General features: G+C 68.3%; 22 protein-coding genes. 17 read left to right on the plus strand and 5 right to left on the minus strand.

Annotation, left to right across the window (positions count from 1 at the left end):
• Positions 1-21: 21 nt before the first annotated feature.
• Entirely contained in the window at positions 22-570 is a 549-nt protein-coding gene (locus tag BIU82_RS06040) for an AAA family ATPase (protein WP_070348573.1), read from the plus strand.
• 3 nt (positions 571-573) lie between these two features.
• On the opposite strand, the gene nirD is transcribed toward BIU82_RS06040, so the two are convergent.
• On the minus strand, positions 574-936 hold the full coding sequence (gene nirD / locus BIU82_RS06045; protein WP_070348574.1) for a nitrite reductase small subunit NirD: 363 nt from the start codon (positions 934-936) through the stop codon (positions 574-576).
• Positions 937-1,207: 271 nt separating this feature from the next.
• On the opposite strand from nirD, the gene nirB reads away from it, so the two are divergent.
• The 10 genes from nirB to BIU82_RS06095 all read left to right on the plus strand — a co-directional run bounded on the left by nirB (position 1,208) and on the right by BIU82_RS06095 (position 14,936).
• Positions 1,208-3,856, plus strand: a complete 2,649-nt coding sequence (gene nirB / locus BIU82_RS06050) for a nitrite reductase large subunit NirB (RefSeq protein WP_070348575.1) — start codon at positions 1,208-1,210, stop codon at positions 3,854-3,856.
• A 2-nt stretch (positions 3,857-3,858) separates the two neighbouring features.
• A complete protein-coding gene (cobA, locus tag BIU82_RS06055; RefSeq protein WP_070348576.1) occupies positions 3,859-4,893 on the plus strand; it encodes a uroporphyrinogen-III C-methyltransferase in 1,035 nt (344 codons plus the stop codon).
• A gap of 10 nt (positions 4,894-4,903) precedes the next feature.
• Positions 4,904-6,031: a uroporphyrinogen-III synthase gene (locus BIU82_RS06060; RefSeq protein WP_070348577.1), complete on the plus strand. Its 1,128-nt coding sequence runs from the start codon at positions 4,904-4,906 to the stop codon at positions 6,029-6,031.
• Positions 6,032-6,135: 104 nt separating this feature from the next.
• Entirely contained in the window at positions 6,136-8,694 is a 2,559-nt protein-coding gene (locus BIU82_RS06065) for a GMC oxidoreductase (protein WP_070348578.1), read from the plus strand.
• A gap of 10 nt (positions 8,695-8,704) precedes the next feature.
• Positions 8,705-10,699 (plus strand): hypothetical protein, encoded by a 1,995-nt coding sequence (locus BIU82_RS06070; protein WP_070348579.1) that lies wholly within the window; start codon positions 8,705-8,707, stop codon positions 10,697-10,699.
• Positions 10,696-11,733, plus strand: a complete 1,038-nt coding sequence (locus tag BIU82_RS06075; protein ID WP_070348580.1) for an alpha/beta fold hydrolase — start codon at positions 10,696-10,698, stop codon at positions 11,731-11,733. The genes BIU82_RS06070 and BIU82_RS06075 overlap by 4 nt, the downstream gene beginning before the upstream one ends.
• The gene (locus BIU82_RS06080) at positions 11,730-12,701 is read left to right on the plus strand and encodes an acetoacetate decarboxylase family protein (RefSeq protein ID WP_253182702.1); all 972 of its coding nucleotides are present in this window, start codon (positions 11,730-11,732) and stop codon (positions 12,699-12,701) included. The genes BIU82_RS06075 and BIU82_RS06080 overlap by 4 nt, the downstream gene beginning before the upstream one ends.
• Positions 12,698-13,180 carry a DUF1772 domain-containing protein gene (locus tag BIU82_RS06085; protein WP_070348581.1) on the plus strand — a complete coding sequence of 161 codons (483 nt, stop codon included), beginning with the start codon at positions 12,698-12,700 and terminating at the stop codon, positions 13,178-13,180. The genes BIU82_RS06080 and BIU82_RS06085 overlap by 4 nt, the downstream gene beginning before the upstream one ends.
• A complete protein-coding gene (locus BIU82_RS06090; protein WP_070348582.1) occupies positions 13,177-13,596 on the plus strand; it encodes a hypothetical protein in 420 nt (139 codons plus the stop codon). Before BIU82_RS06085 ends, BIU82_RS06090 begins: the two co-directional genes overlap by 4 nt.
• On the plus strand, positions 13,593-14,936 hold the full coding sequence (locus BIU82_RS06095) for a patatin-like phospholipase family protein (protein ID WP_070348583.1): 1,344 nt from the start codon (positions 13,593-13,595) through the stop codon (positions 14,934-14,936). The genes BIU82_RS06090 and BIU82_RS06095 overlap by 4 nt, the downstream gene beginning before the upstream one ends.
• 92 nt (positions 14,937-15,028) lie before the next feature.
• On the opposite strand, the gene BIU82_RS06100 is transcribed toward BIU82_RS06095, so the two are convergent.
• Together BIU82_RS06100 and BIU82_RS06105 are read right to left on the minus strand one after the other, a co-directional pair.
• Complete coding sequence (locus BIU82_RS06100) at positions 15,029-16,585, minus strand: HNH endonuclease signature motif containing protein (RefSeq protein ID WP_070348584.1); 1,557 nt, start codon at positions 16,583-16,585, stop codon at positions 15,029-15,031.
• 252 nt (positions 16,586-16,837) lie between these two features.
• Positions 16,838-17,200, minus strand: a complete 363-nt coding sequence (locus tag BIU82_RS06105) for a hypothetical protein (protein ID WP_139146523.1) — start codon at positions 17,198-17,200, stop codon at positions 16,838-16,840.
• A gap of 195 nt (positions 17,201-17,395) precedes the next feature.
• Here BIU82_RS06105 and BIU82_RS06110 point away from each other — a divergent pair, with 195 nt between their 5' ends.
• The 3 genes from BIU82_RS06110 (at position 17,396) to BIU82_RS06120 (ending at position 19,345) form a co-directional block, all read left to right on the plus strand.
• A complete protein-coding gene (locus BIU82_RS06110; RefSeq protein WP_070348586.1) occupies positions 17,396-18,268 on the plus strand; it encodes an FAD-dependent oxidoreductase in 873 nt (290 codons plus the stop codon).
• Between the two features lie 88 nt (positions 18,269-18,356).
• Entirely contained in the window at positions 18,357-19,064 is a 708-nt protein-coding gene (deoC, locus tag BIU82_RS06115) for a deoxyribose-phosphate aldolase (RefSeq protein WP_070348587.1), read from the plus strand.
• 53 nt (positions 19,065-19,117) lie between these two features.
• Positions 19,118-19,345 (plus strand): hypothetical protein, encoded by a 228-nt coding sequence (locus tag BIU82_RS06120; RefSeq protein WP_070348588.1) that lies wholly within the window; start codon positions 19,118-19,120, stop codon positions 19,343-19,345.
• 79 nt (positions 19,346-19,424) lie between these two features.
• Here the strand turns inward: BIU82_RS06120 and BIU82_RS06125 are convergent, their stop codons facing one another.
• Both BIU82_RS06125 and mfd read right to left on the minus strand, forming a co-directional pair.
• Positions 19,425-20,231 carry a metal-dependent hydrolase gene (locus BIU82_RS06125; protein ID WP_171906509.1) on the minus strand — a complete coding sequence of 269 codons (807 nt, stop codon included), beginning with the start codon at positions 20,229-20,231 and terminating at the stop codon, positions 19,425-19,427.
• A gap of 4 nt (positions 20,232-20,235) precedes the next feature.
• Positions 20,236-23,940 (minus strand): transcription-repair coupling factor, encoded by a 3,705-nt coding sequence (gene mfd / locus BIU82_RS06130; protein WP_070348589.1) that lies wholly within the window; start codon positions 23,938-23,940, stop codon positions 20,236-20,238.
• 155 nt (positions 23,941-24,095) lie between these two features.
• On the opposite strand from mfd, the gene BIU82_RS06135 reads away from it, so the two are divergent.
• From BIU82_RS06135 to nhaA, 3 genes are all read left to right on the plus strand, one after another.
• The gene (locus BIU82_RS06135) at positions 24,096-24,593 is read left to right on the plus strand and encodes a DUF2505 domain-containing protein (RefSeq protein WP_070348590.1); all 498 of its coding nucleotides are present in this window, start codon (positions 24,096-24,098) and stop codon (positions 24,591-24,593) included.
• Position 24,594: 1 nt separating this feature from the next.
• Positions 24,595-24,816, plus strand: a complete 222-nt coding sequence (locus BIU82_RS06140) for an SCO4848 family membrane protein (RefSeq protein ID WP_070348591.1) — start codon at positions 24,595-24,597, stop codon at positions 24,814-24,816.
• Between the two features lie 125 nt (positions 24,817-24,941).
• Positions 24,942-26,255, plus strand: coding sequence for a Na+/H+ antiporter NhaA (gene nhaA / locus BIU82_RS06145; RefSeq protein ID WP_070348592.1), 1,314 nt, complete (start codon positions 24,942-24,944; stop codon positions 26,253-26,255).
• Positions 26,256-26,287 lie beyond the last annotated feature (32 nt).

Raw genomic sequence — 26,287 nt, forward strand, 5'->3', positions numbered from 1 at the left:
GCTGACAGCCCGGGCGATGCCATGGAACAGATCATCATCCTCACTGGCCCGCCCGGCGCCGGGAAATCAACCACCGCACGGGCTTTGGCGCAAAGATATCCCCGCGCCGTCCACCTGCATACCGATGATTTCTGGCATTTCATCGCGATCGGTTTCATCCCGCCTTACCTGCCCGCCTCCGACGCGCAGAACCACACGGTTGTTGAAGCGACCGCCGCGGCAGCGTGCTCCTATGCGCTCGGCGGCTTCACGGTGATCGTAGATGGAATTGTGGGACCGTGGATGCTGGACCACTACCGGGCTGCGGTGCGGGGCCGCTCCATCGCGCTCGATTACGTCGTGCTGCGGCCGGACCGCGCCGAGACCCTGGCCCGGGCGCAGGCCCGCCCGACGCCGGAGGCCCTCACGGACGAGGAACCGCTCCTTGCTTTGTGGGAGCAGTTCTCCGGGCTGGGTGGGATGGAACGCTTCGTCCTGGATACCAGCAGCCAGACCCCGGCAGAGACGCTCGATGCCGTGGCCGGCGCCGTGGGCTCCGGCCGGTACCGCCTGGAACGCGAGGGCCGGTAGCCCCTACAGCTCCACTTCGACGGCGCCGTCCACCAGGCGGGTGGCAAAGGCCTGGAGCCGGAGCTCGGGCTTGGTGAAGCACTCGCCCGTGCGGAGGTCGTAGACCTCCTTGTGCAGGGGCGAAGCAATGGTGGGGCTGTCGCCGCGCGAGCCGAGGATGCCGCGGGCCATCACGTTGGAGAGCGTGGCCGGGTCCTGCTGGGCGACGGCGTAGACCTCGCCGGACGGCAGGCGGAACAGTGCCAGCTGCAGCCCATCGATGATGGCGGCCTCGCCCCAGTTGGGCTCAAGGTCCTCCAGCATGCAGACACGGTGCCAGCCTGCCGCGGGGGCGGTGCGGGTTTCGCGTTCCAGTACAACCGTCATGTCCTTGTTCCTTTCACCGTGCCGGAACTTGCCGGAACCTCGTTGCCGGGGCAGCAACGGGATAGCAAAAACGGTAGGTGCGGCAGGTTTCACCGGAAGGCCCGCTGTGTGTCCGGCACGTAAAAGAGAGCTCACGTCGCCCGAAACGCAGGCGTGACCCAGAAGTTAAACCCACGAAACAATCGGGAAACTGAGGCGAAACTGGCCCTCCGTACGCTGGTTGGACCAGCTGCGGAGCAACACATTCCGCATCTTCTGCGAAAGGCCAGCAATGACCGGATCATCCCCCACCCCAGAGCTCCGACGGATCGTCGTCGCCGGCGGCGGCCCCGCCGCGCACCGCTTCACGGATGCCATGCATACCCGCGGACTCGAGGGCTGGCATGTAACGGTCCTGGCCGAAGAGGTGCATCTCCCCTACGACCGCGTGGCCCTGAGCAAGGCGCTCACCGATACGGGCTACGACCTCACCATGGGTGACACCGCCATGTGGGAGCACGACGCCATCACCCTGCGCACCGGCGAACGCGTCACCTCCGTGGACACCGCCGCTCAGACCGTCACCACGTCGACGGGCGCCAGCTACCCGTACGACCACCTCGTGGTGGCCACCGGTTCCGACGCCGCGAAGCTCCCCTTCCCCGGCGGCGAGCTGGCCCACGTTTACCGCACGCTGGACGACGTCTGGACCATCAACAAGACAGTTGCCGAACTCGGCGAGAAGCTTGGCCGGAAGGTCCGCACCGTGACCATCGGCGGCGGGCTGCTCGGCCTGGAGGCAGCCGCCGGCACCATGGAACTCGGCGCCGAGGCAGCGATCGTCAACGGCTCCCGCTGGCTCATGAACGCCCAGCTGGACGAAGGCGCGGGCCAGGCACTCGGCCGGCTGGTTGCCGCCAAGGGCCTGGAGGTCCACACCGGCAGCTACCCCGCCGAAATCCTCTCCGACGACGCCGGCCAGGTCACCGGAGTACTGCTGAAGAACGGCACGGTGATCCCGGCGGACATGGTGATCGCCTCGATCGGCATCCGTCCCCGCGACGAACTGTTCCGCGACGCGGACGGTACCGCTCCCGACGGCGAGTCTCCCCTTTTCGAGCTCGGCCCCAAGGGCGGCGTGGTCATCAACGACCACTGCCGTACCGCCGTCGGGAACGTCTGGGCGATCGGTGAGGTGGCGAACTTCGACGGCATGTGCATGGGCCTGGTGGCCCCTGCGAACACGATGGCCGAAATCGTGGCCGACCGCCTGCACGGCGGCGAGGCCACCTTCCCGGGCTTCGATACCGCCACCAAGCTCAAGCTCTCCGGCGTGGACGTGGCCAGCTTCGGTGACGCCTTCGCGGAAACCGAGCACTCCCTGGAGATCGTCTACGCGGACCCCGCCCGCGGCGTGTACCAGAAGATCGTCACCACCGATGATGCGAAGACCCTGCTGGGCGGCATCTTCGTGGGCGACGCCACCCCGTACATGAGCCTGCGCCCGCTGCTGGGCCGTGAGCTTCCGGCCGAACCGGGCGCGTTCCTCAGCGCGGCCGGCGGCGGCGAGGCTCCGGAAACCGAGCTGCCGGACGACGCGATCCTGTGCTCCTGCAACAACGTGGCGGCCGGCTCCATCCGCGACGCCATCAACGGCTGCGGCAGCTGCGAAGGCAACGCCCCCGTGCAGGACCTGGGCGAGCTGAAGACGTGCTCCCGCGCCGGCACCCAGTGCGGTTCCTGCGTGCCGATGCTGAAGAAGCTGCTCGAAGGCGAACTGAAGAAGTCCGGCGTCGAGGTTTCCAAGGCCCTGTGCGAGCACATCAGCCTGTCCCGCCAAGAGCTGTTCGAAACCATCCGCATCCTGGAACTGACCTCCTTCGAAGAGATCATGGCCCGTTACGGCACCGGTGCCGGCTGCGATATCTGCAAGCCGACCATCGCCAACATCCTGGCCAGCCAGAACAGCGCCTATGTGCTGGACGCCGGCCGCGGCACCCTGCAGGACACCAACGACCGCGCCTTGGCGAACATGCAGAAGGACGGCACATACTCGGTGGTGCCGCGCATCGCCGGCGGCGAGATCACGCCGCAGAAGCTCGGCGTGATCGCCGCCGTCGCGGAAAAGTACGGCCTGTACACGAAGATCACCGGCGGCCAGCGCATCGACATGTTCGGCGCCCGCCTGGAGCAGCTGCCGGAAATCTGGAAGGAGCTGGTGGACGCCGGCTTCGAGTCGGGCCAGGCCTACGGCAAGAGCCTTCGCACGGTGAAGTCCTGCGTGGGCTCCACCTGGTGCCGCTACGGCGTGCAGGATTCCGTGGCCATGGCCGTCAACCTGGAACTGCGGTACCGCGGCCTGCGCAGCCCGCACAAGCTCAAGATGGGCGTCTCCGGCTGTGCCCGCGAATGCGCCGAGGCCCGCGGCAAGGACGTGGGCGTGATCGCCACCGCGGACGGCTGGAACCTGTACGTGGGCGGCAACGGCGGTGCCACCCCGGCGCACGCGCAGCTGCTGGCCAAGGACCTGGACGACGAAACCCTCATCAAGTACATCGACCGCTACTTCATGTACTACATCCGCACCGCCGACCGCCTGCAGCGCACCGCCCGCTGGCAGGAAGAGCTCGAGGGCGGCCTGGAACACGTCCGCCAGGTGGTAGTCGAAGACTCCCTCGGCATCGCCGAGGAACTCGAAGCCGCCATGGCCAAGCACGTGGACAACTACGTGGACGAATGGGCCGACACCCTGAAGGATCCCGAGCGCCTCCGCCGTTTCCGTTCCTTCGTCAACGCCCCGGACCAGAAGGACGAATCCATCACCTTCGTTCCGGACGAGCGCGGCCAGATCCGCCCCGCCACCAACGAGGAAAAGGGCAGCGTGCTCATCGCCACCAGCATCCCGGTGCGGGCCGGCGTTACCAGCGGACAGGAGAACTGACCATGGAACTCAGCATCGACCTCAGCGGCCGCGACGTCCTCGTCACCGGCTCGGACCTTGCCGCCCGTCAGGCGGTCCGGCGTTACGCGGCCGCCGGGGCGAACGTCTTCCGGCTCAGCGTCCCCGAGGGAGCCGCGGGAGACGGCCCCCTGCCGGAGCGCCCGTTCCTGATTGCCGCCGTCGACGACGGGCAGCCGGGCTGGGAGCCCCTGCTTGAGCGGGCGCGGGCTGCCGGAATTCCGGTGGCGGCCGAACCGGCCGCAGGCCCGACGGGACACGTCACCCTGGTGGGCGGCGGCCCCGGCACCCTGGACCTGCTCACCGTGGGTGCGGTCACCGCCCTGCGGGACGCCGACGTCGTGTTCTACGACCGCCTGGCCCCGTACCAGGAACTGGAGCGCCTCAGCAGCGGCCGGCTGGTGGATGTCGGAAAGCAGCCGGGCCACCACAAGATCCCGCAGGCAGACATCGAAAAGCTCATGGTGGACGCCGCTTTGGCCGGCGAGAACGTGGTGCGGCTCAAGGGCGGCGACCCGTTCGTCTTCGGCCGCGGCGGCGAGGAAGTTGCCGCCTGCGTGGCCGCCGGTGTTCCGGTGAACGTCATTTCCGGCGTCACGAGTGCCATCTCGGTGCCGGCCGCCGCGGGCATTCCCGTTACGCACCGCAATGTGAGCCACATGTTCACCGTGGTCTCGGGCCATGCCCCGCTGACCGAAGAGGAACACACTCACCTGGCGGGGCTGGGCGGCACGATCGTGGTGCTGATGGGCATCGGGACGCTGCCGCAGCTGGCCGCGGGCCTGCGCCGCGCCGGGATGCGTGCGGACATGCCCGTGGCCGTCGTCGAACGCGGTTACCGCCCCGGCCAGCGCACCACCATCGCCGAACTCGCTACGATCGAATCCGCGGCCTCAGGCTGCAGCAACCCGGCCGTCCTGGTCATTGGCGAGGTGGTCGGGGTGGCGATGGCCAGCCGTAATCATGCCGCCGCCTCCGCTGACCTAGACCGCCTCGCGGCTTCGCTCCTTGAAGCCTGAAGGGACTTTCATGACCACCACCGCACCCGAGCCCGTACTGTCCGAGGAGACCCCTCTGGACGGTTTCCTGATCGGTGTGACCTCGCACCGGCGCTCCCGGGACCTGATCGAGGCCCTGGAACGCCGCGGAGCCGAGGTGCTCCATGCCCCGGCGCTCAAGATCGCCCCCGTGCAGGAGGACACGGCACTCATCGAGGACACGCGCGCCATCATCGCCGCGCGTCCTGATATCTGCATCGCCACCACGGCCTACGGCATGCGCCGCTGGTGCGAGGCCGCGGACTCCTTCGGCATCGGCGAGCAACTGCTTGAAGTACTGTCCGCCACCCGGATGTTCGTCCGCGGCCCCAAGGCCCGCGGTGCCGTGCGCGCGGCCGGCCTGGCCGACGTCGGGATCAGCAGCGACGAAACCACCGCCACGCTGGTGGACATGCTCCTGCAGGAAGGCGTGCGCGGCAAGACCGTGGCGGTACAGCTGCACGGCTACACGGACGTGCGGCAGCTGGAACGGCTGCGCATGTCCGGCGCCACGGTCCTGACCGTCACCCCGTACCGCTGGGTGAAGCCCGAAGGCAGCGACAAGCTGCCCCGCCTCATCGAAGCAGCGTGCGCCGGCAAGCTCGACGTCCTCACCTTCACCAGCGCGCCCGCGGTGGACGCGCTGTGGAGCACCGCCCACGAGATGGGCATGTACCAGCAGCTGATCGAGGCGCTCAAGACCCAGGTGACGGTCGCCGCCGTCGGGCCTGTCACGGCACAGCCGCTGCACGACGCCGGGCTGTCCCCGCTCATCCCGGACCGCTACCGCATGGGGGCGCTGATCCGCCTGGTCACCGAGCACCTTTCCCTGAACCACGTGCGGCGCCTGGACACCAAGGCCGGCAAGGTGGAGCTGCGCGGCCGCTGCCTGAAGGTCGACGGCGAAGTGGTGGACCTTGCCCCGGCTCCCCTGCTGCTGCTCCGGGCCCTGCTCGGCGCTGGCGGCGCGGTGCTCTCACGCGAGTCGCTCTCGGAGCTGCTGGACCTGCGCGGATCGGTGCATGCGCTGGACATGACCGTCAGCCGCCTGCGCTCCGCACTGCCGGACGGAAGCCTGGTGGAAACCGTAGTGAAACGGGGCTATCGCCTGCGGGTCTAGCTGCCCGGCGCAGCATGCGGAAGCAATTATTCCAAGCCATGGACAGATACCGTGGCCGGTGGGAACATGTCGCTATATTCCGCAGCTGCTCCTAAGGAACGGCCATGACCCAGCCGGGCAAGATTCAACAGGAAATCGTGGACGCCGTGGTGGTGGGCTCCGGATTCGGTGGTTCCGTGGCAGCCTTGCGGCTGGCCGAGGCCGGTAAATCCGTGGTGCTCATGGAGCGCGGAAAACCGTACCCGCCGGGCAGTTTCGCGCGGACCCCCGCTGAGATGGGCAGGAACTTCTGGGACCCGGACCGCGGGCTCTATGGTTTGTTCGATGCGTGGACCTTCCGCGGCATGGAAGGCCTGGTCTCCAGCGGGCTGGGCGGCGGCTCCCTGATCTACGCCAACGTGCTCCTGCGCAAGGATCCCAAGTGGTTCGTCAAGGAATCCCCGGTGCCGGGTGGCGGCTACGAAAACTGGCCTTTCGATTACGACGACCTCGAGCCGTTCTACAAGGACGCCGAGGACATGCTGCGGCCGGTCCCCTACCCGTACCAGGACACGGCCAAGACCGCGGCCATGGAAGCCGCGGCGGAGGCACTGGGCCTGTCCATCACGCGCCCGCCGATCGCCGTTACCTTCACCACCGGCCCCGGCGCCGATCCCGGCAGCAACCAGCCGCTCCAGCCCGCGCCCTACGGCAGCATCCACGGTTCCCGGGCCGTACGCACCACCTGCACCCTCTGCGGCGAATGCGACCTGGGCTGCAATTCCGGCGCCAAGAACACCCTGGACCACAACTACCTCTCCGCGGCGAAGAAAGCCGGGGCGGACATCCGCACGCTCCACGACGTCCGCGGCATCAGGCCGCTCGGCTCACCAGGCTCTTCGGATGCCGGCTACGAGGTCCGGTATGTGGTGCATGATCCGCAGAATCCGGGCGGGCTGCTGCGCGAACGGATCATCCGCTGCCGCCACCTGGTACTGGGTGCCGGGACGTTCGGCAGCAACTTCCTGCTGCTGCGCAACCGGGCATCGCTGCCTGGGCTGAGCGATGCCCTGGGCTCCCGGTTCAGCGGCAACGGCGACCTCCTGACCCTGGTGATGAACGCCAAGATCCGCAACGGCTCCCCCGTCCCGGCCGTCCGTACCCTCACCGGCAGCCGCGGGCCCGTCATCACCACGGCCATTCGGGTGCCGGACACTGCGGACGGCGGCAGCGGCCGCGGCTACTACGTGGAAGACGCCGGCTACCCGGCCTTCATGAACTGGCTGATCGAGACCGGCCAGCTGGGCAAGGTGGCCCGCCGCACCGCCCGGGTGGCCGTCCAGTTGCTCAAGGACCGGCTGTTCGAAGCCCGGCGTTCCAACATCTCCGCGGATCTCGCTGCCGCACTCGGCGACGGAAGCCTGTCCGCCAGTTCGCTGCCGCTGCTGGGCATGGGCCGCGACATCCCGGACGGCGTGCTGAGCCTGCAGGACGGCCGGCTCGCGGTGGACTGGACGCTTGCCACCTCGAAGAACTACTTCGGCCGGATGCGCAAGACCATGGAAGAGATCGCCGGAGAGCTCGGCGGGGACTTCGTGGACAATCCGCTGTGGTGGGCCAAACGGGTCATCACGGTGCACCCGATCGGCGGCGCCCCGGCGGGCCGGAGTCCTTCCGAAGGCGTGTGCGATTCCTACGGCGAGGTGTTCGGCTACCCCGGTATGTTCGTGGTGGACGGCGCCGCGATGCCCGGACCTGTGGGCGCCAATCCGTCCCTGACCATCGCCGCCTTCGCCGAACGTGCCTGCCGCCGCCTGCTGGAGGGAACCCGGCCGGGCACCCGCTCGCTCATGCCGACAGCACTGGCGCCGTCCGCCGTCGTCGACTCCCCTGCGGAGTCCCTGCGCGAGCTGGCTCCGGACGCCACCAAAGGCAACGCCGCCAAGCCCGAACGCCCGGCCAAGCCGGCGACGGCGGCACGCGGCCTGGGTGCCCCGGAAACGGCGAACGCCGACGCAACCTCAGTCAGCTTCACGGAACAGATGCACGGCTGGTTCAGCCCCGGCACGGCCGAGCCTGCCAAGGGCCACAGCCTGGGCCGCGACAGGGACCGCCGCATCATGTTCGAACTGACCATCACCGCCCCGGACATCGACGCCTTCGTGGCGGACCCCCTGCATCGGGCCACCGCCGAGGGGTATGTGCTGGCGGACCAGTTCGGCGGGCGCATGCCCGTGGAGAAGGGCTGGTTCAAGCAGTTCGTGGCGGACGCTTCCCCGGACGCGCGCCCGGCCCGGCGCATGCTCTACCGGCTGTGGCTGCGGGATCCGGGCGGCACCCCGCTCACCTTCACCGGGTTCAAGGTCATCCATAACGACGCCGGCCTGGACTCCTGGGCGGACACCACCACCCTGTATGCCACGATCGTGCGCGGGCACGTGCCGCCGCCTGAACTCTCCCCGGAAGCCGCCCTGCCGCCGTCGGCCGAGTGGGCGCCGCCGGAGCCGGCATCCGTGGCGGGCTCCGGAATCCTGCGCATCCGCCCGCTCGACTTCGCGAAGCAACTCACCACCTTCCGTGCCAAAGGCCCGGATCCCCTGCCGGCGCTGGCCGCGTTCGGGAACTTCTTTCTGGGCGAACTGTGGCGGGTCTACGGCAAAACCACCGCGAAGCCACGGCCATGAAACGCCTGCCATGAAACGCCACGAGCTCGCACTGCACAGCAAGGAACTGGGCTTCACACCCCGGGAGGCCGTGCGCTGGCTCGCCCCGATCGCCCTCGCCCGTACGGCGTTGAAGGTCATGACGGCCACGGTCTTCGCCGACTTCGGGGACAAGCGCGAACTGGAAGCGGGCCTTCCCGGCACGCCCCTCGATCTGGGCCGCCTGCCGCTGCCGGGCCAGGCCGGGCAGCCACTGGTGGCGGAGAAGGAGCTGCGGGTCCCCGTCCCCTTGAAGGTTCCCGACGGCGGCCTGTGGCTGGACTTCGCGGCGGACCTGGGCGACGGTTTCGACGCCACGTACACCGTGGCCTACCTCCTCGCCCAGGAACGCCTGGCGGTGGACGGGATGGAGCTCAAGCGCGGCAACATCCTGGTGCTCGGCGGCGACGAGGTGTATCCGGTGGCCTCGCCGGGGCAGTACGAGGACCGCATGCTCGGGCCGTACCGCAAGGCCTTCCCTGCTCCCGCCGCGCCGGGCCCGCCCGTGGTGGAGTGCCCTCCGGCCACCGTCATGCTCGCGCTGCCCGGCAACCACGATTGGTACGACGGCCTCACCTCCTTCATCCGCATCTTCACCCGGCATCGCAGCATCGGCTCCTGGCGCACCATCCAGAACCGCAGCTACTTCGCGGTGCGGCTCTCCGGCGGGGCCGGCACCCCGGGCTGGTGGCTGCTGGGCTTGGACAGCCAGCTGGGCCAGTACATCGACGAACCGCAGCTGGAGTACTTCTACCGCAACGTCACCAGCCAGCTCGTCAGGGGCGACTCGATCATCCTCTGCCTCGCCTCGCCGTCGTGGGTGTATTCGGAAATCGCCGGCGACCCCGCCTTCCAGCAGGCGGACTTCTTCGAGCAGGACTACCTGCGCCGGCGCTTCAATCCGCGGACCGGCCTGTTCGAGGACACCGGTGCGGAGGTCCGCCTGTGGTTGAGCGGGGACCTGCACCACTACTCGCGGTATGAAGAAGCAGCGCCCTCCGGAACTGCAGCGCCCGACGACGGCGGGCCGGCCCAGCTGATCACCTGCGGCCTGGGCGGAGCGTACCTCTCCGAGACGCACTGGCTGCCGCCGGACATCGAACTGCCTGCCCCCGCGCAGGCATCGGCCCCGTCCCGCTCGCCGGGCCCGTCCCGCAGTTCCGCCCCGGGCCGCCGTTTCGTCCGGGCCCCCGGCAGCCACCCCGCCACCGACATCAGCCGGCAGTTGGCCCTCCGCCTGGCCAATCCGTTCTCGCCCTACTGGCTGCCCGCCCGGAATCCCGCGTTCGGCCCCCTGCTCGGCCTGCTGCATGCCGTGGTGTTCCTGACGGGCTGGGTCATCTACGGCAGCGTCCGGAACCGGCCCCTCATGGAAGCACTCGAAGGCGTGGGCCTGGCGCGGGCGCTGCTCTTCGGCGTGCTCGGTCCGTTGCTCGCGCTCGCGCTGCTGGTGCTGGGCTGGAACCTCCTCGGCAGGGTCCGATGGTTCCGCGACTGGTTCCGGGACCGCGGCGGAACGTTGACTTTCCTCCGCGGCCTCCTCTACCAGCTCACCGCGCTCGGCGCCGGGCTCAGCCTGGCAGTCATGGTGTCCTGGCTCCCCCTGCCAAGCGGACCGGCCGCCCTGCTGGTGCTCGGCGTCGTCTTCCTTTCCGGCTGGGTGCTGGGCAGCGAGGCGTTCGCGCTCTACATCCTGCGCACGCCGGGCGGCGAGGTGGCCTCGTGGAAGATGTCCGGCCAGGCCGTGGAGGACCACAAGGGTTTCCTGCGCATGCGCCTGGACCCGGACGGCAGCCTCACCGTGCACCCCCTGCTGGTGGAAACGGTCTGCCGGGACTGGGACCTTGAAGACACGCACGACGGCGCCCGGCCGGTTCCAGCAGCCGGCCTGCCTGCCGTGCGGCTGCTGGAGCAGCCCGTCACCGTCCGGCCAACCGCCCCTGCCACCCCAACTGCCACCGCACCGCGGGAAGGAACCCGACCATGACCGTTACCCGTAGCGAGCACCTCAGCGAGGTCATTCCCTTCCCGGCCGGCGACGGCACGCCGCTGAACCTCGTGCACGTCACCTCACCGGTGGAACCGGCGAAAGGGCCGGTGCTGCTGGTGCACGGTTCCGGGGTGCGGGCGGAGCTGTTCCGGCCGCCTGTTCCCACGACCATCGTGGACGTGCTGCTGGAGGACGGCTGGGACGTCTGGATGCTGAACTGGCGCGCCTCCATCGACCTGGACCCGCTGTCCTGGACGCTCGGCGACGCCGCGGTGTACGACCATCCCGCCGCCGTCGAGCACGTCCTCAACGCCACCGGTGCGGACACGCTCAAGGCGGTGGTGCACTGCCAGGGCTCCACCTCCTTCACCATGTCCGCCGCGGCGGGGCTGTTGCCCCGGGTGGACACCGTGATCTCCAACGCGGTGTCCCTGCACCCGGTGGTTCCGGCGTTCTCGCGCTTCAAAATCGACCATTTCACGCCGATCGTGAAGGCCTTCACCCCGTATCTTTCGCCGGCGTGGGGAAACCGCTCCAAGGGCTACTTCACCCGTTTCCTGCGTTTCCTGGTCAAGGCCACGCACCACGAATGCGACAACACCGTCTGCAAGCTGGTGAGCTTCACCTACGGCAGCGGCCGGCCCGCGCTGTGGTCCCATGAAAACCTCGACGACGCCACGCACGAATGGATCAAGGGCGAGTTCGCCGAAGTGCCGGTGAGCTTCTTCGAGGAAATGGGGCACAGCATCCGCGCCGGGCACATGGTGGCTGCCGGAGCCCACCCCGAACTTCCGGCCAATTACGAAGCCCAGGCGCCCCAGACAAACGCCCGCTTCGTGTTCCTCGCCGGGCAGGACAACCGTTGTTTCCTGCCCGAGAGCCAGGAGCGCACCTTCCGGTTCTTCCAGCAGCACCGGCCCGGCAAGGACGCGCTCCACCTCATCCCCGGCTACGGCCACCTGGACGTCTTCTTCGGCGCCCGTGCCTGGCGGGACACTTTTCCGATCATCGTCAAGGAGCTGAACCAGTGAACAAGCTCAACGGACTGCTGGCCGGGCTCCTCCGGCTGATGCCCTCCCCGCTGCCACGCCGGCAACAGGAACTGCGTGGGCGCTTTGCGCAGGCGGACGGCATCCCCTACTCCATGCCCGTCAATTCGGACGACTCCCCCGTGTTCATGGCCGCGTTCCCCATCAACAAGCGCGCCGCTGCGGCCCTGCTGCCCGGCGAGGAAATGCGGCCCTTCACCCTGTTCGGCAAGGGCCTGCTGGTGGTGACCGTGGTGAACTACAAATCCACGGACATCGGCAGGTACATCGAATACTCCCTGGCGATCGCTATCACCCACAGCAGGCGGCCGGTGCCGCCGCTGCTCCCGTTGCTCTTCCAGAAGACGTTCGGCCTGGGGCAGTTCGTGGTGGACCTGCCCGTGAGCACGGAGATCTCGGTGAAGGGCGGCAAGGGCATCTGGGGCATGCCCAAGCACCAGGCAAACCTGGACTTCGTGGTCACCGATGCCACGGTGTCCGCGCAGTACGACAAGGACGGCGTGCTGGGCTGCTTCGTGGAGATCGAGCGCCCCGCACCCTGCGGCCTGCCGCTGAAGCTGGCGGCCTCCAATTACTGCGCATTCCGGGGCATGCTCTGGAAATCGGATATCTATTTCGAAGCCACAGGTGACATCGCGCTCGGCAAGGCGGCCAAGGCCCGGCTCATTCTGGGCGACGCACCCGGCGTCGCGCTCCTGAAAACCCTGCAGATCGCCGATAAGCCGGTCTTCACGGCCTGGCTACCCGAAGCGCACGGCGTGCTGGACGACCACTATGAAGCCTGGTTCCTCACCGCACAGAGCGCCGCCGAAGCCGCGGCGCTGCGCGGCGGCGAGATGATGGACAGCGTCGCCGGGCTCGGCCAGGGCCAGGAATGGCTGGAGCCCCCGGACCGCAGCCGGATCGGGGCCTGGTCTACGGGTGGCGCAACGGGAAAGGCTGCGTCATGAACTGGCTCCTGTTGCTGAACGCGTTGTACTTCCTGTTCGGAGCCACCATGTATGTGGGCACCATGTGGGTGTTGAAGTGGTTCCTCTACCCCACGTGGGAATCGCTGGAACGCGGCAACGTGGACATGCACTTCGGCATACCCACCACGCAGGCCACCAAGTTCTTCACCGTGGTGGTGCCGCCCATGTTCATTTCCGGCGGCATCCTGGTCTGGAGCGAATGGGGCAGCGTCCGGGTCATCCCCGCCGCCATCTGCCTGCTCGGGATCATCACGCTCACCCTGGTGGGGCAGGGAATCATCATTCCCATCAATAAGCGGATCCGTGGCGGGGACTTCAAGGACGACGCCGAATTGCGCGGCCTGCTGCGCCGCTGGATGTTCCTCAACGACATCCGTTTCTACGTCTCCACGCTCGTATGGTTGGCCATGGTCTGGCTCTTGGTGGACCGCGGGCAGTTGGTGGAGTCGTACCTGTGAAAGCGTCGCCTGCTGCCTGGGCGGCTGCGGACCCGTTGCGGGCCGTCCTCGCCATCATCGCCGTGATCACTGTGCTGACCGGCGTCGCGGAGATTCCGTTCGGCTGGTTCATCCTGCCGCTGCTTGGCGCCGAGGCCACGCCCGCGGCCCTGCAGCTGTTCGGCACGGTGGGCATGTTCATGATCGTGGTGGGCGGGCTCCTGCTGCACACCCTGCTCAAGGAACATCCCGCACCGGAAGTCATTTTCTGGGCCGGGATCCAGAAGTCCGGTGCGTTCGCGGCGGTTGCGATCGGGGTCATGAACGGCGTGTTCGCCGGGCCCGCGCTTGCGGTGGCCATTTTCGACCTCGCGACGGCGGTGCTCTGCTTTGTCTACTGGCGCGGCGTGTACTGGAAGGGAGTGCTGCGCCCATGAAACGCTCCTTGGTGCTGGCCGGCGGCGGCATGCGGGTTGCGTGGCAGGCCGGCGTGGTGCGTGCCCTCGCCGAAGAAGGCCTGGAGTTCGAGCACGTGGACGGCACCTCCGGCGGGATCCTGACGGCTGGCATGCTGCTTTCGGGGCTCGGCCCGGAGGAAATGTGTGCCCGCTGGTCCGGCGTGGATGTGAAGGATTTCGGCTCTGCGCTGCCGTTCGGCGATTACCTCAAGGGGCCGTGGTCCCTGCCCGCACTCGGCGATGCCGACGGCCTCCTCAACAAAGTGTTCCCGGCCTTGGGAATTGACGACGCAACCATCCGGGCCCGCGCGGCGGAACCGGGCGCCGTCGGGGGTTCCTTCAACGTGGTGGAGTTCACCGGCAAACGCTGCCACGCGATCGACGCCACCCTGATCGACGCCGAACTGATGGCCGCGGGCATGTCCCTGCCGATCTTCCTGACGCCGCTGCGACGCGACGGGAAGGTATGGACAGACGCCGTCTGGGTGCGCGACGCCAACGTGCAGGAGGCGCTGCGGCGCGGGGCGGAGGAGGTATGGCTGATCTGGTGTATCGGGAATTCACCGTATTGGGGCGACGGGCCGCTGGAGCAGTACGTGCACATGATCGAGATGAGCGCCATGGGAGCGCTCCTGGCCGATTTCGAGGCGGCGTCCGCGGCAGGGCGGGAGTTCGTGCTGCATGTGGTGCGGCCCGAGCATCCGCTGCCGTTGGATCCGGAGTTCTACCTGGGCCGGATCAGCGCTGATGCCCTCGTGGCCATGGGCTACCGGGATGCCCGGGCTTATCTTTCATCCCGGTCCCCGGGCGGGCTGCCCAAGGACGAGCGGTGCACGGCGATGAGCGAGGCTCCTCCCGGTGTGCGGTACACGGACCGGCTGCACGGGTCTTTGGAGGGCGCGGACCTCGGGTTTACGGCCGTGGTGGAGATGCCCTCTTCCGGAGCCGGCGCCCGGCTTTCCGGGTTCCTGGATTGCCCGGCCTTCGGTGCCCGGCGCTTCCTGGCCGGTGGCCGCGTCGAATCGTCCGGTGAGACGCTCCGGTACCGCGCACAAATAATGCTCGACGACGGCTGGCACGGTGTGTTGGTGACCCGCACCTTCCACGATGATCCGGGTCCGGATGCGTGGGCGGATTCGCGGTCTGCGGTCCTGGAGGTGGAGGGCTTTCCCGCGGTTGAACTGCGCATGGCCCTGGGCGATGCGGCCGCCTTGATCGCCTCCGTGGAACCGATGGGGTCGCACGGTTTCCTGGACCGGGCCTCAGCGGCCGCGGGATTCATCGGCAACGGCCTGCGGGAGTTGCTGGCGAGGTATTGAGTGCACCCCAGGCGGCAGCATCACGGGCGAACCCGGGCGAACCAGCGCAAGCCCGGTCAGCCCAGCTCCTCCGGCAATCCAGCCAATCCGGATCAAAAGGGCGGCGGATGTGCCTGGCTCGCTGATGATGCCGCCGGCGGTGTTGTTCCCGGCGTTCCCGACGTTCCCGACGTTCCCGACGTTCCCGGCGGACCGGATCTGGGCTCCATTTCGCTGTCCATCGTGCTGCTTGCCGGTGTTGGCGGACTGTCCTTGTAGATCCGGCCGGTGGGGCTGGTCCATTCAAGGGTTCCGTTTCCGCTTTGTCGGGTGGTCCAGCGGCTCTGGTGCTTGAGTACGTGGTGGCGTCGGCAGAGGCCTGCGAGGTTTCCGGTTTCGGTGGCGCCGCCGAGCGCGGCGTCGTGGGTGTGGTCGAGGTCGAGTTCGCGTGCGGGGATTCCGCAGCCGGGGAAACGGCAGCGTGAATCGCGGGCTCTGAGGAGGCGTTTGAGGTCTTCACCCGGCCGGTATCTGTCCACGGCAAGCACGGCGCCGCTGACGGGATCGGTGAGGACCCGGTTCCAGCCAGTGGCACTGCCGGCCAGGGCGCGGGCGGTGTCCGGGTCGATCGGGTGCCGGCCGTTCAGTTCGGCCGCAGCCCGGGACAGGCGCCCAGGTTTGGAGCCGGGGGCTGGGGTCTGTGCCGTCGGACCGGCGGGTCCGGGCCCGTTGACGTCGGATTCGCCAAGGCCCGTCTCAGTATCCGGCCCATCGTCGCCGACCAAGGTCAGCACCGGGACGGTGATATCCACCCGGGCCGTGATGGCGGCGAGGAGTCCGTCCGGGGTGTCGTGGCCGGCTGGTGCACCGCGCAGCAACATGTCTGCGAACAAGTCGGCACGCAGCTGGTCCATGGATCGGGGTTCGCCGGTGCTTGTGCCGGCGGCGGTTGCATCCACACCGGCGGCCTGGCCTCCTCCAGCGGCGCCCAGTTCCGTGTGCTTCTTGGCCATCTGGGTCAGCCGGTCATGGATCCCGTAGGCCACAGCCGCAGGCAGGGTCGCGGCCAGCTCGGCCATGCCATCAGGCAGGGGATGCACCCGCACGCACCGCCCGGCCGCCGCCCGCTCATGCCGGACAGCCAACGGCTCTGCCTGGGCTTTCTCCGCTTCCCGGGCCGCGAGGCGCCGCAAGCGGTTCGGGGCCTGCCGCTCAGCACAGTCCACCACCACAGCCTCATACCGGGAACGGGCGTCGTCATCGAACAAGCCGGCCCCGGCCTCCTGGATCGCCCGCACATGGGCCAGGCTGATCCGCCCCTCCGACAGCGCCCGGTACGCCAAGGGGAACCGCTCCGCCAGTTCCACGGCCTGGCCCAACTGCCGCTGCACGGTCCGGTCGCTCATCCGCGTCGCCGCGGCAATCTCGGCCGCCACCGCCCGCTCCGCCAATTCCCGCTCAGGTGCCCGCCACCCCGAACCCGGGCCGGCGCCGTCGTCCGCCATTGCTTCGGCCAACTGCGACGCCATCACCAACAAGCCCTCACGCAGCGCATGCAAACGCGCCTGCACCCGCTCCAGAGATTCCAGCGAGGACACGACGTCAGCGAGCGCGTCGAAAGGAAGAGTCCGCTTCCCCGCCGCCTGCTCCAACACCGTGCTGTTCTCCATGAACCAATCCAAACAGCAGGCACTGACAATATTGGGCCCTCGCCAGCCTGGTTACGTTCCCCAGGGGTCCGGGGCCCCAATAGTCGGACTCCCGGTCGAGTTCGGACTTTCCGAAGCGGCGAAGAACCAAATCCAGTTCGACCCACGACGTCGCTCTGCTGCGAGCGACTTCCGCCCGCAGAAACGGCAATCTCGAAGCGGACGGTCTCCTGATTCCCGGCCGCCGTCACGAACATCTGCAGCAGCGTGTCCTCAGATCCCGTGCCATTCCGCGGCGACCTCGATCAGCCGATCCGCACACACCCGCGCAGCCCGCAACATCGCGTTGGCCGGTTCACTTTCCGGCAAATGCAAAGCCCACTGCTCCTCGATGAAGTCAGGGCTCAACCCGAGAATGTCCTTCGCCGCGAATTCCATCTCGGCGGCGAGGTGAAAGGCATGCAGCGCATCAGCGAACTCAAGATATTCCGAATCCACCCCGGCAAGGCGAACAGCAGCATCGTCGAGATACATCGGATGCAGCGCACAGCTTGCGATGGCCTCGAGCCAGTGTTCGGCCTTCCTGCTCGCTTCCTTCCTCCGCGCAGGACTGAACCCGGACCTGAACCACCCCATGCGGGCAAGGCTACAGCCACCCACCGTGTGACCCACCTCATTACCGGCCGGTAACAGCCAGCGAACGGGTCCGCGAAAAACCGCAACCACCGGGAAACACCCCGGAAAACACGGACTCCTACGCTGGAGGCAACCGCGAAACACCGCCTGAGCCCCGCTCCAGGCAACACCGCCCACAAAGCGAAAGGACCCGCCATGCCGGACACCTCCACCCACCTCGTCATCGCAGGCGCCGGCCCGGCAGCGCAGGCCCTCCTCCGCCACCTCACGGGCATGGAGAGCATCATCCAGCAGGGTTCCTCCACGGCACCTTTCGAAGGCCGGATCACCGTTCTGAGCAACCGCGACGAATGCCCCGAGGCGCTGCTGGAATCCGCCGCGCACCCCAAGGTGTCGGTGCGCTTCGGCCAGGCGGCCAGCTTCATCGACGCGGCGAACCGCAAGGTCACCACCACCGAGGGCCTGGAATTTGCCTACGACCAGCTCGTCATCGCCACCGGCTCCGCCCCTGCGCTCCCGCCCGTGCACGGCGCCGAACACGCCATGGCCTATTCCACCATCGACGACGCCGAGCAACTCGGCACCCACATCAAGACGCTCACCGAAACGATCGGCCGCCGGCCCCTCGGCATCCTCGTGGGAACCGGCCCGTCCGCCGGCCAGGCCGAGGCAGTCCTCCGCGCCCGCGGCGTCCGTCCGGTCCGCACCACGCTGCGCCCGGCCGCCGTCGTCTCCTCCCCCACCTCCGGCAGGAACGGCGCCGGCATCATCTTCGACGACGGCAGCATCATGAACGGCGACCTGGTGGTCCTCGCCGAAGAGCGTGCCCCGCGCAGCAGCCTCGCCGAAAGTGCCGGCCTGGAGACAACGCCCGACGGCGGCATCCTGGTGGGGAGCGGATTCGAAAGTTCGGTGCCGGGCATCTTCGCCCTCGGGGACGCCGCGGCACGCGACGGCCTGCGGTTGGGCCTGGTGCTGTCCGCGAAGGAAGCCGCGGCCCGCTGCGCCGCCCGGCTCGCCGAAGACGCGCTCCGCCGTCGTCCGTCACTGGAATCCGCGGCCGCCTGACAGTCCGCCGGCGGGCCCGGGGCCTATGGCAAGATGGTCCTTTGACGAGCCACCAAGCGGCCACCCGGCCCGCCACGGAAGGACTGCCATGAGCAACGACGCCGCTACCGCAGCAAACGCCAGCGCAGCAAACATTGCCTCCTACATCGACCACACCCTCCTCAAGCCGGAAGCCAGCGCGGCGGACGTCGAGAAGGTCTGCGCCGAAGCCATCGAATACGGCTTCAAGTCGGTCTGCGTGAACCCCATCTGGGTCAAGACGGTGTCCAAGGCCCTGAAGGGCTCAGAGGTCCTGACGTGTGCTGTGGTGGGCTTCCCCCTGGGCGCCACGCCGAGCGACGTGAAGGCCTTCGAAGCCCGCGGCGCGGTGCTGGACGGCGCGGATGAAATCGACATGGTGATCGACATCGCGGCGGCCCGCGCCAACGACAAGGGTGCGCTGGTTGACGACATCACCGCCGTCGCCGAGGCCGTCCACGCGGGCGAAGCGATCCTTAAGGTCATCATCGAAACGTCCCTGTTGAACGACGAGCAGAAGGTCATCGCCTGCGAAGCGGCCGTGGAAGCCGGCGCCGACTTCGTCAAGACGTCCACCGGATTCAACGGCGGCGGCGCCACCGTTGAGGACGTGGCCCTCATGCGCAAGACGGTCGGCCCGGACATCGGTGTCAAAGCGTCGGGCGGAGTGCGTTCCCTTGCCGACGCGCAGGCTATGATTGCTGCTGGTGCAACACGTATTGGCGCCAGCTCCGGAATTGCCATCGTCAAGGGTGAACAGGGTTCATCCGCCTACTGACGGGCCCGGCAGCGGCCATGGAATTTGAGCCCCGCGGGGCCGAGGAGGAAAGAATGTCCCAGCACGCCGGCAACAAGCCCATCGTCAAAGAGAACAACCTGGGTGTGAGCCTGGCGATCTTCCTGGTCATCATCGTGATGTTCCTCGGCGCCATCTACTCGCTGTCCTTCCTGACCCTGGACAACCCGTGGCCGATGGCCGTCTGCCTCGGCCTGTTCGCCCTGGCGTTCTGGATTCCGCAGACCATCCTGGGCCGCTCCGATTCGGCCGGCGAGAACTAAAGACTTAACCCGCAACGCGGGGTCACTTACGGCCCGTCCCGAGGGACTTTATGGGCCGTAAGTGACCCCGCGTTGGTGTTTAAGGCAGCAGGCCCGCGAACGCCGTCACTACCGCCGGCCAGTGTGTCTTCGCCAGCGCCCAGGCCGCGCCGCAGATCCCCACCATCGCGTAGGCGCTCACCGGAATCAGCACCAGCCACTCCCGGCGCGAACCCGCTTTGCCAAGCAGCGGGATGGACAGTGCTCCGTTGGCCTTCCAGATCCCGCTCACCAGCGGCAGCTTCCGCCAGAATTTCGGCGGCTTGATGACGATCGGCCACAGCAGCGGCACTCCCCCGGTGGTCACCATGTCGCCGACAATGTGGACCACGACGCCGGTCAGCATGGAAATCGGCAGCCACGCCCACTGGTGCGGGGCGAACCACGTCACCAGTCCCGCGGTTGCCAGCGCGAACACCCAGTTGGCCAGCCAGCCGTGCTCGGGGAACAGCTTCAGCGCCTTGGCGGCCAGGTTGATCATGAACATGCACAACAGCCCGGCGCCCACGGACAAGCGGCCCACCGGGGTGTCCAGCTGGAACTGTGCCGCCATGGCCGCGAGCACCACGAAGGCAGCCGCCCCCAGGATGGAATGCGTGCCCTGCCGGTGCCCGCCGCTGGCCTTTTCGATCCCGACGGCGATCAGCCGGGACAGCGGCGGCAGCGAGTGGGCGATGGTGCTTGAGCGGTGGTCCCAGTCGCATACCAGGGCGGTTCCCGCCGTCGTGATCGCTCCGATCAGGATTCCGGTGGAATCCAGCGGGTACCAGCCCAGCGCGTACGGCCCCGTGGACGCAATAGCAATCCACGCCGCGGCTCCCGACGCGGCGTGGTGTCCTCCCATCATGCGGCTAGCCCGCGCTTGCCGAGGTGGAACCGGACGCCGGGGCGTCCGTGAAGAGCGCGGTGATGACCGTGTTGGCCCAGGTGAGGATCTCGGCGTCCTGCAGGTCCCTGCCGCCGATCTTGGCGGTCTTCGGCTTGGGAATCAGCACCGAATCCAGGGCAGGCTTCACCTGCGAGCCCGGGTACATGCGGTTCAACCGCATCACCTTGGACTCCGGCAGGTTCGCCGGCGAGAAGCGGATGAAGTTGCCCTGGAGCGCGACGTCGGACAGGCCGGCTTCGCGGGCCGTGACCCGGAAGCGCGCGACGGCAATGAGGTTCTGCACCGGCAGCGGCGGCTCGCCGTAGCGGTCCACCAGCTCGGCGAGGACCTCGTCGATGGCCTCGTTCGTGACGGCGGCGGCCAGCTTGCGGTAGGCCTCCAGGCGGAGCCGCTCCCCAGGCACGTAGTCGTGCGGCAGGTGGGCGTTGACGGGCAGCTCGATCTTCATCTCGGCGGCCTTTTCCTCGGCCTCGCCGCGGTATTCGGCCACGGCCTCGCCCACCAGGCGGATGTAGAGGTCGAAGCCGACGCCTTGGATGTGGCCGGACTGTTCGCCGCCCAGCAGGTTGCCGGCGCCGCGGATTTCCAGGTCCTTCATGGCCAGCTGCATGCCGGCACCGAGCTCGTTGTGGGCTGCCACGGCCTTGAGCCGTTCCAGCGCCACCTCGCCCAGCGGCTTCTCCGAGGGGTACAGGAAGTAGGCGTAGGCGCGTTCCCGGCCACGGCCCACGCGGCCGCGCAACTGGTGCAGCTGGGACAGGCCGTACTTGTCCGCGCCGTCCACGATCAGGGTGTTGGCGTTGGAGATATCCAGGCCGGTTTCGATGATGGTGGTGCAGACCAGCACGTCGAAGCGCTTTTCCCAGAAGTCCACGATGATCTTTTCGAGGCGGCTTTCGGACATCTGCCCGTGCGCCACCTCCACCCGGGCCTCGGGCACGAGCTCGCGGATCTGCGCCGCCACCCGCTCGATCGAGGACACCCGGTTGTGCACGAAGAACACCTGGCCTTCGCGCATCAGTTCGCGGCGGATCGCGGCCGAGGTCTGCTTGTCCGTGTATGGACCCACGTAAGTCAGCACCGGATGGCGCTCCTCCGGCGGGGTGGCCAGGGTGGAGGTCTCACGGATGCCCGTGAGCGACATTTCCAGGGTGCGCGGAATCGGGGTGGCGGACATGGCCAGCACGTCCACGTTGGTGCGCATCTTCTTGAGCGCTTCCTTGTGCTCCACGCCGAAGCGCTGTTCCTCGTCCACGATCACCAGGCCGAGGTCCTTGAACTCGAAGTCCTTGGAGAGCAGGCGGTGGGTGCCGATCACCACGTCCACGGAGCCGTTCTTCACGCCCTCCGCGGTTTCCTTGGCTTCCTTGGCGGTCTGGAAGCGGGACAGCGGACGGACGCGCAGCGGGAAGCCGGAGAAGCGTTCGGTGAACGTTTCGTAGTGCTGCTGGGCCAGCAACGTGGTGGGCACCAGCACGGCCACCTGCTTGCCGTCCTGCACGGCCTTGAACGCGGCACGCACCGCGATTTCCGTCTTGCCGTAGCCGACGTCGCCGGACACCAGGCGGTCCATGGGAATCTCGCGTTCCATGTCCGCCTTGACCTCGTTGATGGTGGTCAGCTGGTCCGGGGTCTCCACGTACGGGAAGGCCTCTTCGAGCTCGCGCTGCCACGGGGTGTCCGGGCTGAAGGCGTGGCCGCGGGAGGCCATGCGCGCCGAGTACAGGCGGATCAGCTCACCGGCGATTTCCTTGACGGCCTTGCGGGCCTTGGACTTGGTGCTGGCCCAGTCCGCGCCGCCCATCTTGCTGAGGACAGGAGTGTCGCCGCCCACGTAGCGGGTCACCTGGTCCAGCTGGTCCGTGGGCACGAAGAGCCGGTCGCCCGGGGCGCCACGCTTGGAGGAGGCGTATTCGAGGACGAGGTATTCGCGCAGCCCGGAATCGCCGGCCGAGGATCCGGCCACCTTGCGCTGGATAAGTTCGACGAACTTGCCGATGCCGTGCTGTTCGTGGACCACGAAGTCTCCGGCGTGCAATTGCAGGGGGTCGACGGCGTTGCGCCGCTTGGAGGGCATCCGCCGCATGTCCTTGGTGGAGGCCGCCGAGGCCCGCCCCAGCAGGTCCGCTTCGGTCAGCAGCCCCAGCTTGAGTCCGTCCAGCACGAAGCCGCGTCCGACGGCGGCCGTGGTCACCTCGATGATGCCCGGCTGCGGCTCCTCGGCCAGGGAGTCCACCCGGGCGCACGGGATGTTGGCGTCGTGGAAAAGCTCAGCCAGGCGCTGCGCCGGGCCGGGGCCGTCCGTGGCCACCACGATCCGCCACTGGTCCCGGACGTGGGAGCCGATGAAGTCGAGCATTTCGGCCACATCGCCCTGGTACCCGCGGGGTTCGCGGGCGTGCAGGTTGAGGACGTCGATGTCCAGGACCAAGTCCTCGTCAGTGGCGAGGGAGGTAATGGACCACCAGGAGACCTCGTGCGCCAGCGCGGAGCTGCGGGTCTCCGTCAGTGAACGGAAGCTTGCGGCATGCAGGTCTGTGGCGGCCTGGCCGGCAAGGTCAAGCGGCGCCGCGCCGCCGTCGGACGCCGTGGACCAGGCCGCCTCGAGGAATTCCTCGTTGGTGGCCGCGAGGTCGTGGGCGCGGGTGCGGACCTTCTCCGGTTCAATCACCACGGAGATGGAACCCGCCGGCAACTGCTCCACGAAGGGCACCATGGCGTCCACCAGCACGGGGGCCAGGGATTCCATGCCCTCGACAGCGATCCCGCCGGCGATCTTTTCCAGCATGTCCGCGGCGGCCGGCATCTGCGGTTTCAGGGTGGCGGCGCGGGACATCACGGATGGCGTGATGAGGATTTCCCGGCAGGGCGGGGCGTACAGCTCGGTGGGGTGCTGGATGGTTCCGGACAGTGACGTAAGGGAGCGCTGGTCGGCGACGGCGAACCAGCGCATCTGCTCCACCTCGTCGCCGAAGAATTCGATGCGCACCGGGTGGTCTTCGGTGGGCGGGAAGACGTCCAGGATGCCGCCGCGGACGGCGAATTCGCCGCGGTGCGTCACCATGTCCACGCGCGAGTAGGCAGCGTCCGACAGGCTGCGGACGAGGTCCGTGAACGGAATCTCCTGGCCCACCTTGACGGTCACGGGAACGAGGTCGCCCAGGCCCGCCACCACGGGCTGGACCACGGCACGCACCGGGGCCACCACCACGCGCAGCGGAGCGGCTGTTTCCGGATGGGCCAGCCGGCGCAGCACGGCCAGGCGCCGGCCCACCGTGTCCGAGCGCGGCGAGAGCCGCTCATGCGGCAAGGTTTCCCAGCTCGGGAACGCCGCAACGGAGTCCGCCGGAAGGTACGCGGCAAGCGCCGCCGCCAGGTCCTCGGCCTCGCGGCCGGTGGCGGTGACGGCCAAGACCACGGGGGCTCCGCCGTCGGGCGCTCCAGCAGAAGCGAGGCCGTCCGCCATCTCCGCCAGCAGCGCGGCACGCAGGCCAGCGGGCGCACTGATCTGGTAGTCCTCGCTTCGGCCGGCAAATCCCCGCGCGGCCTCGGGCCGGACGCGGGCGAAACCGGCATCCTCAGCGAGGACGCGACGCAGGCCGTCGAGGGCGGCACCGGTGCCGGCGTGCGCTGAAGTGCCTGCGGACGGCTGGCCTTTGGGGCTCATGAATGGCGCTCCTGGAAACGAAGGGAAGCTTGGAAAGCAACACGAAAACCCGAAATTCTGGCGAATCCCGGGGACTTTCCTAGCCTACCCCGCCCACGCCGTAGGATGTTTGGGAGCCTCGAGAGCTCTCAACCGATACACCACGGAGGACCCCCATGGCCCTGGCCGCATCCACCACCCTGCCGCACAGCGTTGACCGCGTTGCCGCGGTTTTCGTCGACGAGGAATTCCTGAAGCACACCAGCGAACTGGTGGGCGGAACCCTCGAATCCTTCACCGTGGAAGGCGACACCGCGGGCGCGTTCAGCACTGTCACGGTCCGTACCCTCCCCACCACCCGCCTGCCGGAAATCGCCCGCAAGTTCGTCGGCGAGAAGCTCACCGTCACGCAGACCGAACAATGGGCTGCCCCGGCCGCCGACGGCTCGCGCAGCAGCACCATCGCCCTGAAGGTGGCCGGCGCTCCCCTGGACGTCACCGCCACGCAGCGCCTGGTGGCCGACGGCGGCAACACCCGGATCGAGCTCGAAGGCACCGTGAGCTCCTCCGTTCCGTTCCTGGGCGGCAAGATCGCCGAAGCCGCCGAACCCATGGTGGGCAAGGCCCTGAACATCCAGTCCACGCAGGCCCAGGCCTGGCTCGAAAGCCACTAGCATGCAGATCCCCGCGATCCTTGGCTGGGTGCTGATCGTCGCCGGCGTGTGGTCCCTGGCCGTGTGGCCGCAGTTCCTCAAACGCGTCATGAAGGATCCCCGCGCCCGGGACGCCTCCGGCAAGGCCACGAAGTTCCTCACCGTGCACGTGGTCCTGGTGACCGTCTCCATGGTGCTGGGGCTCGCGACGGCCGCCATCGGCGTCGCCGGCCTGCTCGGCTAAGGCGTTACTGCGTTACTCCGCTAAGTGCGGCGCGGCTCCCGGCGCACCTTCCCGGTAAGATGGACGAAGGTGCGCCGGGAAGTCTGGTCGGCAATGTCATTTGCCGACCCCTCCCAAGGAGCCGCATGAGCCCGCACCAGCCTTCTCCCCGCCGCAGCGTTTTCTCCCGCGCCAGCTTCCCCGAATACCAGCGTGTCCTGGCGATCCTCCGCACCGAAACCGTGGGCGGCGCGCTCCTGCTCTTCGCCACCGTGGCCGCCCTTGTCTGGGCGAACTCCCCGTGGGCCAGCGGGTACTTCGCGCTTCGGGACATCAAGCTCGGCTACGAGCCCTGGCACCTCGAACTGAGCGTGGGCCATTGGGCCTCCGACGGCCTCCTGGCGGTGTTCTTCTTCATCGCCGGCCTGGAACTGAAGCGCGAATTCGTCTCGGGCGAGCTCCGCAACCCGGCCAAGGCGGTGGTCCCCGTGGCCGCGGCCGTGGGCGGTGTGGCCCTCCCGGCCATCATCTACGTGCTCTTCAACCTGGGCAGCGGTGCCGAAACCCTGAAGGGCTGGGCCATTCCCACGGCCACGGACATCGCCTTCGCACTGGCCGTCCTGGCCGTCATCAACACCCACCTGCCAGCAGCACTGCGGACATTCCTGCTGACGCTGGCCGTCGTCGACGACCTGATCGCCATCGGCATCATCGCCTTCTTCTACTCCACCGGGCTGGAACCGCTCATGCTGCTCGCTGCCCTGGTGCCACTGGCCCTCTTCACCTTCCTGGTCCAGAAGCGCATCCGCAGCTGGTACCTGCTCCTCCCCCTCGCTGCCGCCACCTGGGCGTTCGTGCACGCCTCCGGCATCCACGCCACCGTGGCCGGCGTGCTGCTCGGCTTCGCCGTCCCGGTGCTGTCCGCCGGCAAGAAGGGCGAGCCGGAGAACGGACTGGCCGAAAGCTTCGAGCACCGCCTTCGCCCCTTCTCGGCCGGCGTCGCCGTTCCTGTCTTTGCGTTCTTCTCCGCAGGCGTGGCGCTCGGCGGTGCCGAGGGCCTGGCCTCGGCCTTCAGCGACCCGGTGGCCGTGGGCATCGTGGCTGCCCTCGTGGTCGGCAAGACCGTGGGCATCTTCGGCACCACGTTCGTCCTCACCAAGTCCACCCGCGCCAGCCTGGACAGCAGCCTCTCGTGGATCGACGTCGCCGGGCTGGCCCTCCTCGCGGGCGTCGGCTTCACGGTTTCCCTGCTCATCGCCGAGCTCAGCTTCGGCGCCTCCGCCCACAATGACCACGCCAAGGTGGCCATCCTGGCCGGTTCCCTCACCGCGGCGCTGCTCGCCGCCGTCGTGCTCCGGGCCCGCAACCGGCACTACCGCCTGGTGGAGCTGGAAGAACAGCGGGACGACGACGGCGACGGCGTTCCGGACGTCTTCGCCGCGCCCGAAGAACGGCGCTGAGGCAGCCCGCGCAAGTTATTGCCCCGTACACG

Source organism: Arthrobacter sp. SW1 (assembly GCF_001766675.1).
Taxonomy (GTDB): Bacteria; Actinomycetota; Actinomycetes; order Actinomycetales; family Micrococcaceae; genus Arthrobacter.

Bases quoted from the DNA above. Each gene is read 5' to 3' on its own strand.
- BIU82_RS06040 (WP_070348573.1), top strand. From the start codon at position 22: ATGGAACAGATCATCATCCTCACTGGCCCGCCCGGCGCCGGGAAATCA.
- nirD (WP_070348574.1), bottom strand. From the start codon at position 936: ATGACGGTTGTACTGGAACGCGAAACCCGCACCGCCCCCGCGGCAGGC.
- nirB (WP_070348575.1), top strand. From the start codon at position 1,208: ATGACCGGATCATCCCCCACCCCAGAGCTCCGACGGATCGTCGTCGCC.
- cobA (WP_070348576.1), top strand. From the start codon at position 3,859: ATGGAACTCAGCATCGACCTCAGCGGCCGCGACGTCCTCGTCACCGGC.
- BIU82_RS06060 (WP_070348577.1), top strand. From the start codon at position 4,904: ATGACCACCACCGCACCCGAGCCCGTACTGTCCGAGGAGACCCCTCTG.
- BIU82_RS06065 (WP_070348578.1), top strand. From the start codon at position 6,136: ATGACCCAGCCGGGCAAGATTCAACAGGAAATCGTGGACGCCGTGGTG.
- BIU82_RS06070 (WP_070348579.1), top strand. From the start codon at position 8,705: ATGAAACGCCACGAGCTCGCACTGCACAGCAAGGAACTGGGCTTCACA.
- BIU82_RS06075 (WP_070348580.1), top strand. From the start codon at position 10,696: ATGACCGTTACCCGTAGCGAGCACCTCAGCGAGGTCATTCCCTTCCCG.
- BIU82_RS06085 (WP_070348581.1), top strand. From the start codon at position 12,698: ATGAACTGGCTCCTGTTGCTGAACGCGTTGTACTTCCTGTTCGGAGCC.
- BIU82_RS06095 (WP_070348583.1), top strand. From the start codon at position 13,593: ATGAAACGCTCCTTGGTGCTGGCCGGCGGCGGCATGCGGGTTGCGTGG.
- BIU82_RS06100 (WP_070348584.1), bottom strand. From the start codon at position 16,585: ATGGAGAACAGCACGGTGTTGGAGCAGGCGGCGGGGAAGCGGACTCTT.
- BIU82_RS06105 (WP_139146523.1), bottom strand. From the start codon at position 17,200: ATGGGGTGGTTCAGGTCCGGGTTCAGTCCTGCGCGGAGGAAGGAAGCG.
- BIU82_RS06110 (WP_070348586.1), top strand. From the start codon at position 17,396: ATGCCGGACACCTCCACCCACCTCGTCATCGCAGGCGCCGGCCCGGCA.
- deoC (WP_070348587.1), top strand. From the start codon at position 18,357: ATGAGCAACGACGCCGCTACCGCAGCAAACGCCAGCGCAGCAAACATT.
- BIU82_RS06120 (WP_070348588.1), top strand. From the start codon at position 19,118: ATGTCCCAGCACGCCGGCAACAAGCCCATCGTCAAAGAGAACAACCTG.
- BIU82_RS06125 (WP_171906509.1), bottom strand. From the start codon at position 20,231: ATGATGGGAGGACACCACGCCGCGTCGGGAGCCGCGGCGTGGATTGCT.
- mfd (WP_070348589.1), bottom strand. From the start codon at position 23,940: ATGAGCCCCAAAGGCCAGCCGTCCGCAGGCACTTCAGCGCACGCCGGC.
- BIU82_RS06135 (WP_070348590.1), top strand. From the start codon at position 24,096: ATGGCCCTGGCCGCATCCACCACCCTGCCGCACAGCGTTGACCGCGTT.
- BIU82_RS06140 (WP_070348591.1), top strand. From the start codon at position 24,595: ATGCAGATCCCCGCGATCCTTGGCTGGGTGCTGATCGTCGCCGGCGTG.
- nhaA (WP_070348592.1), top strand. From the start codon at position 24,942: ATGAGCCCGCACCAGCCTTCTCCCCGCCGCAGCGTTTTCTCCCGCGCC.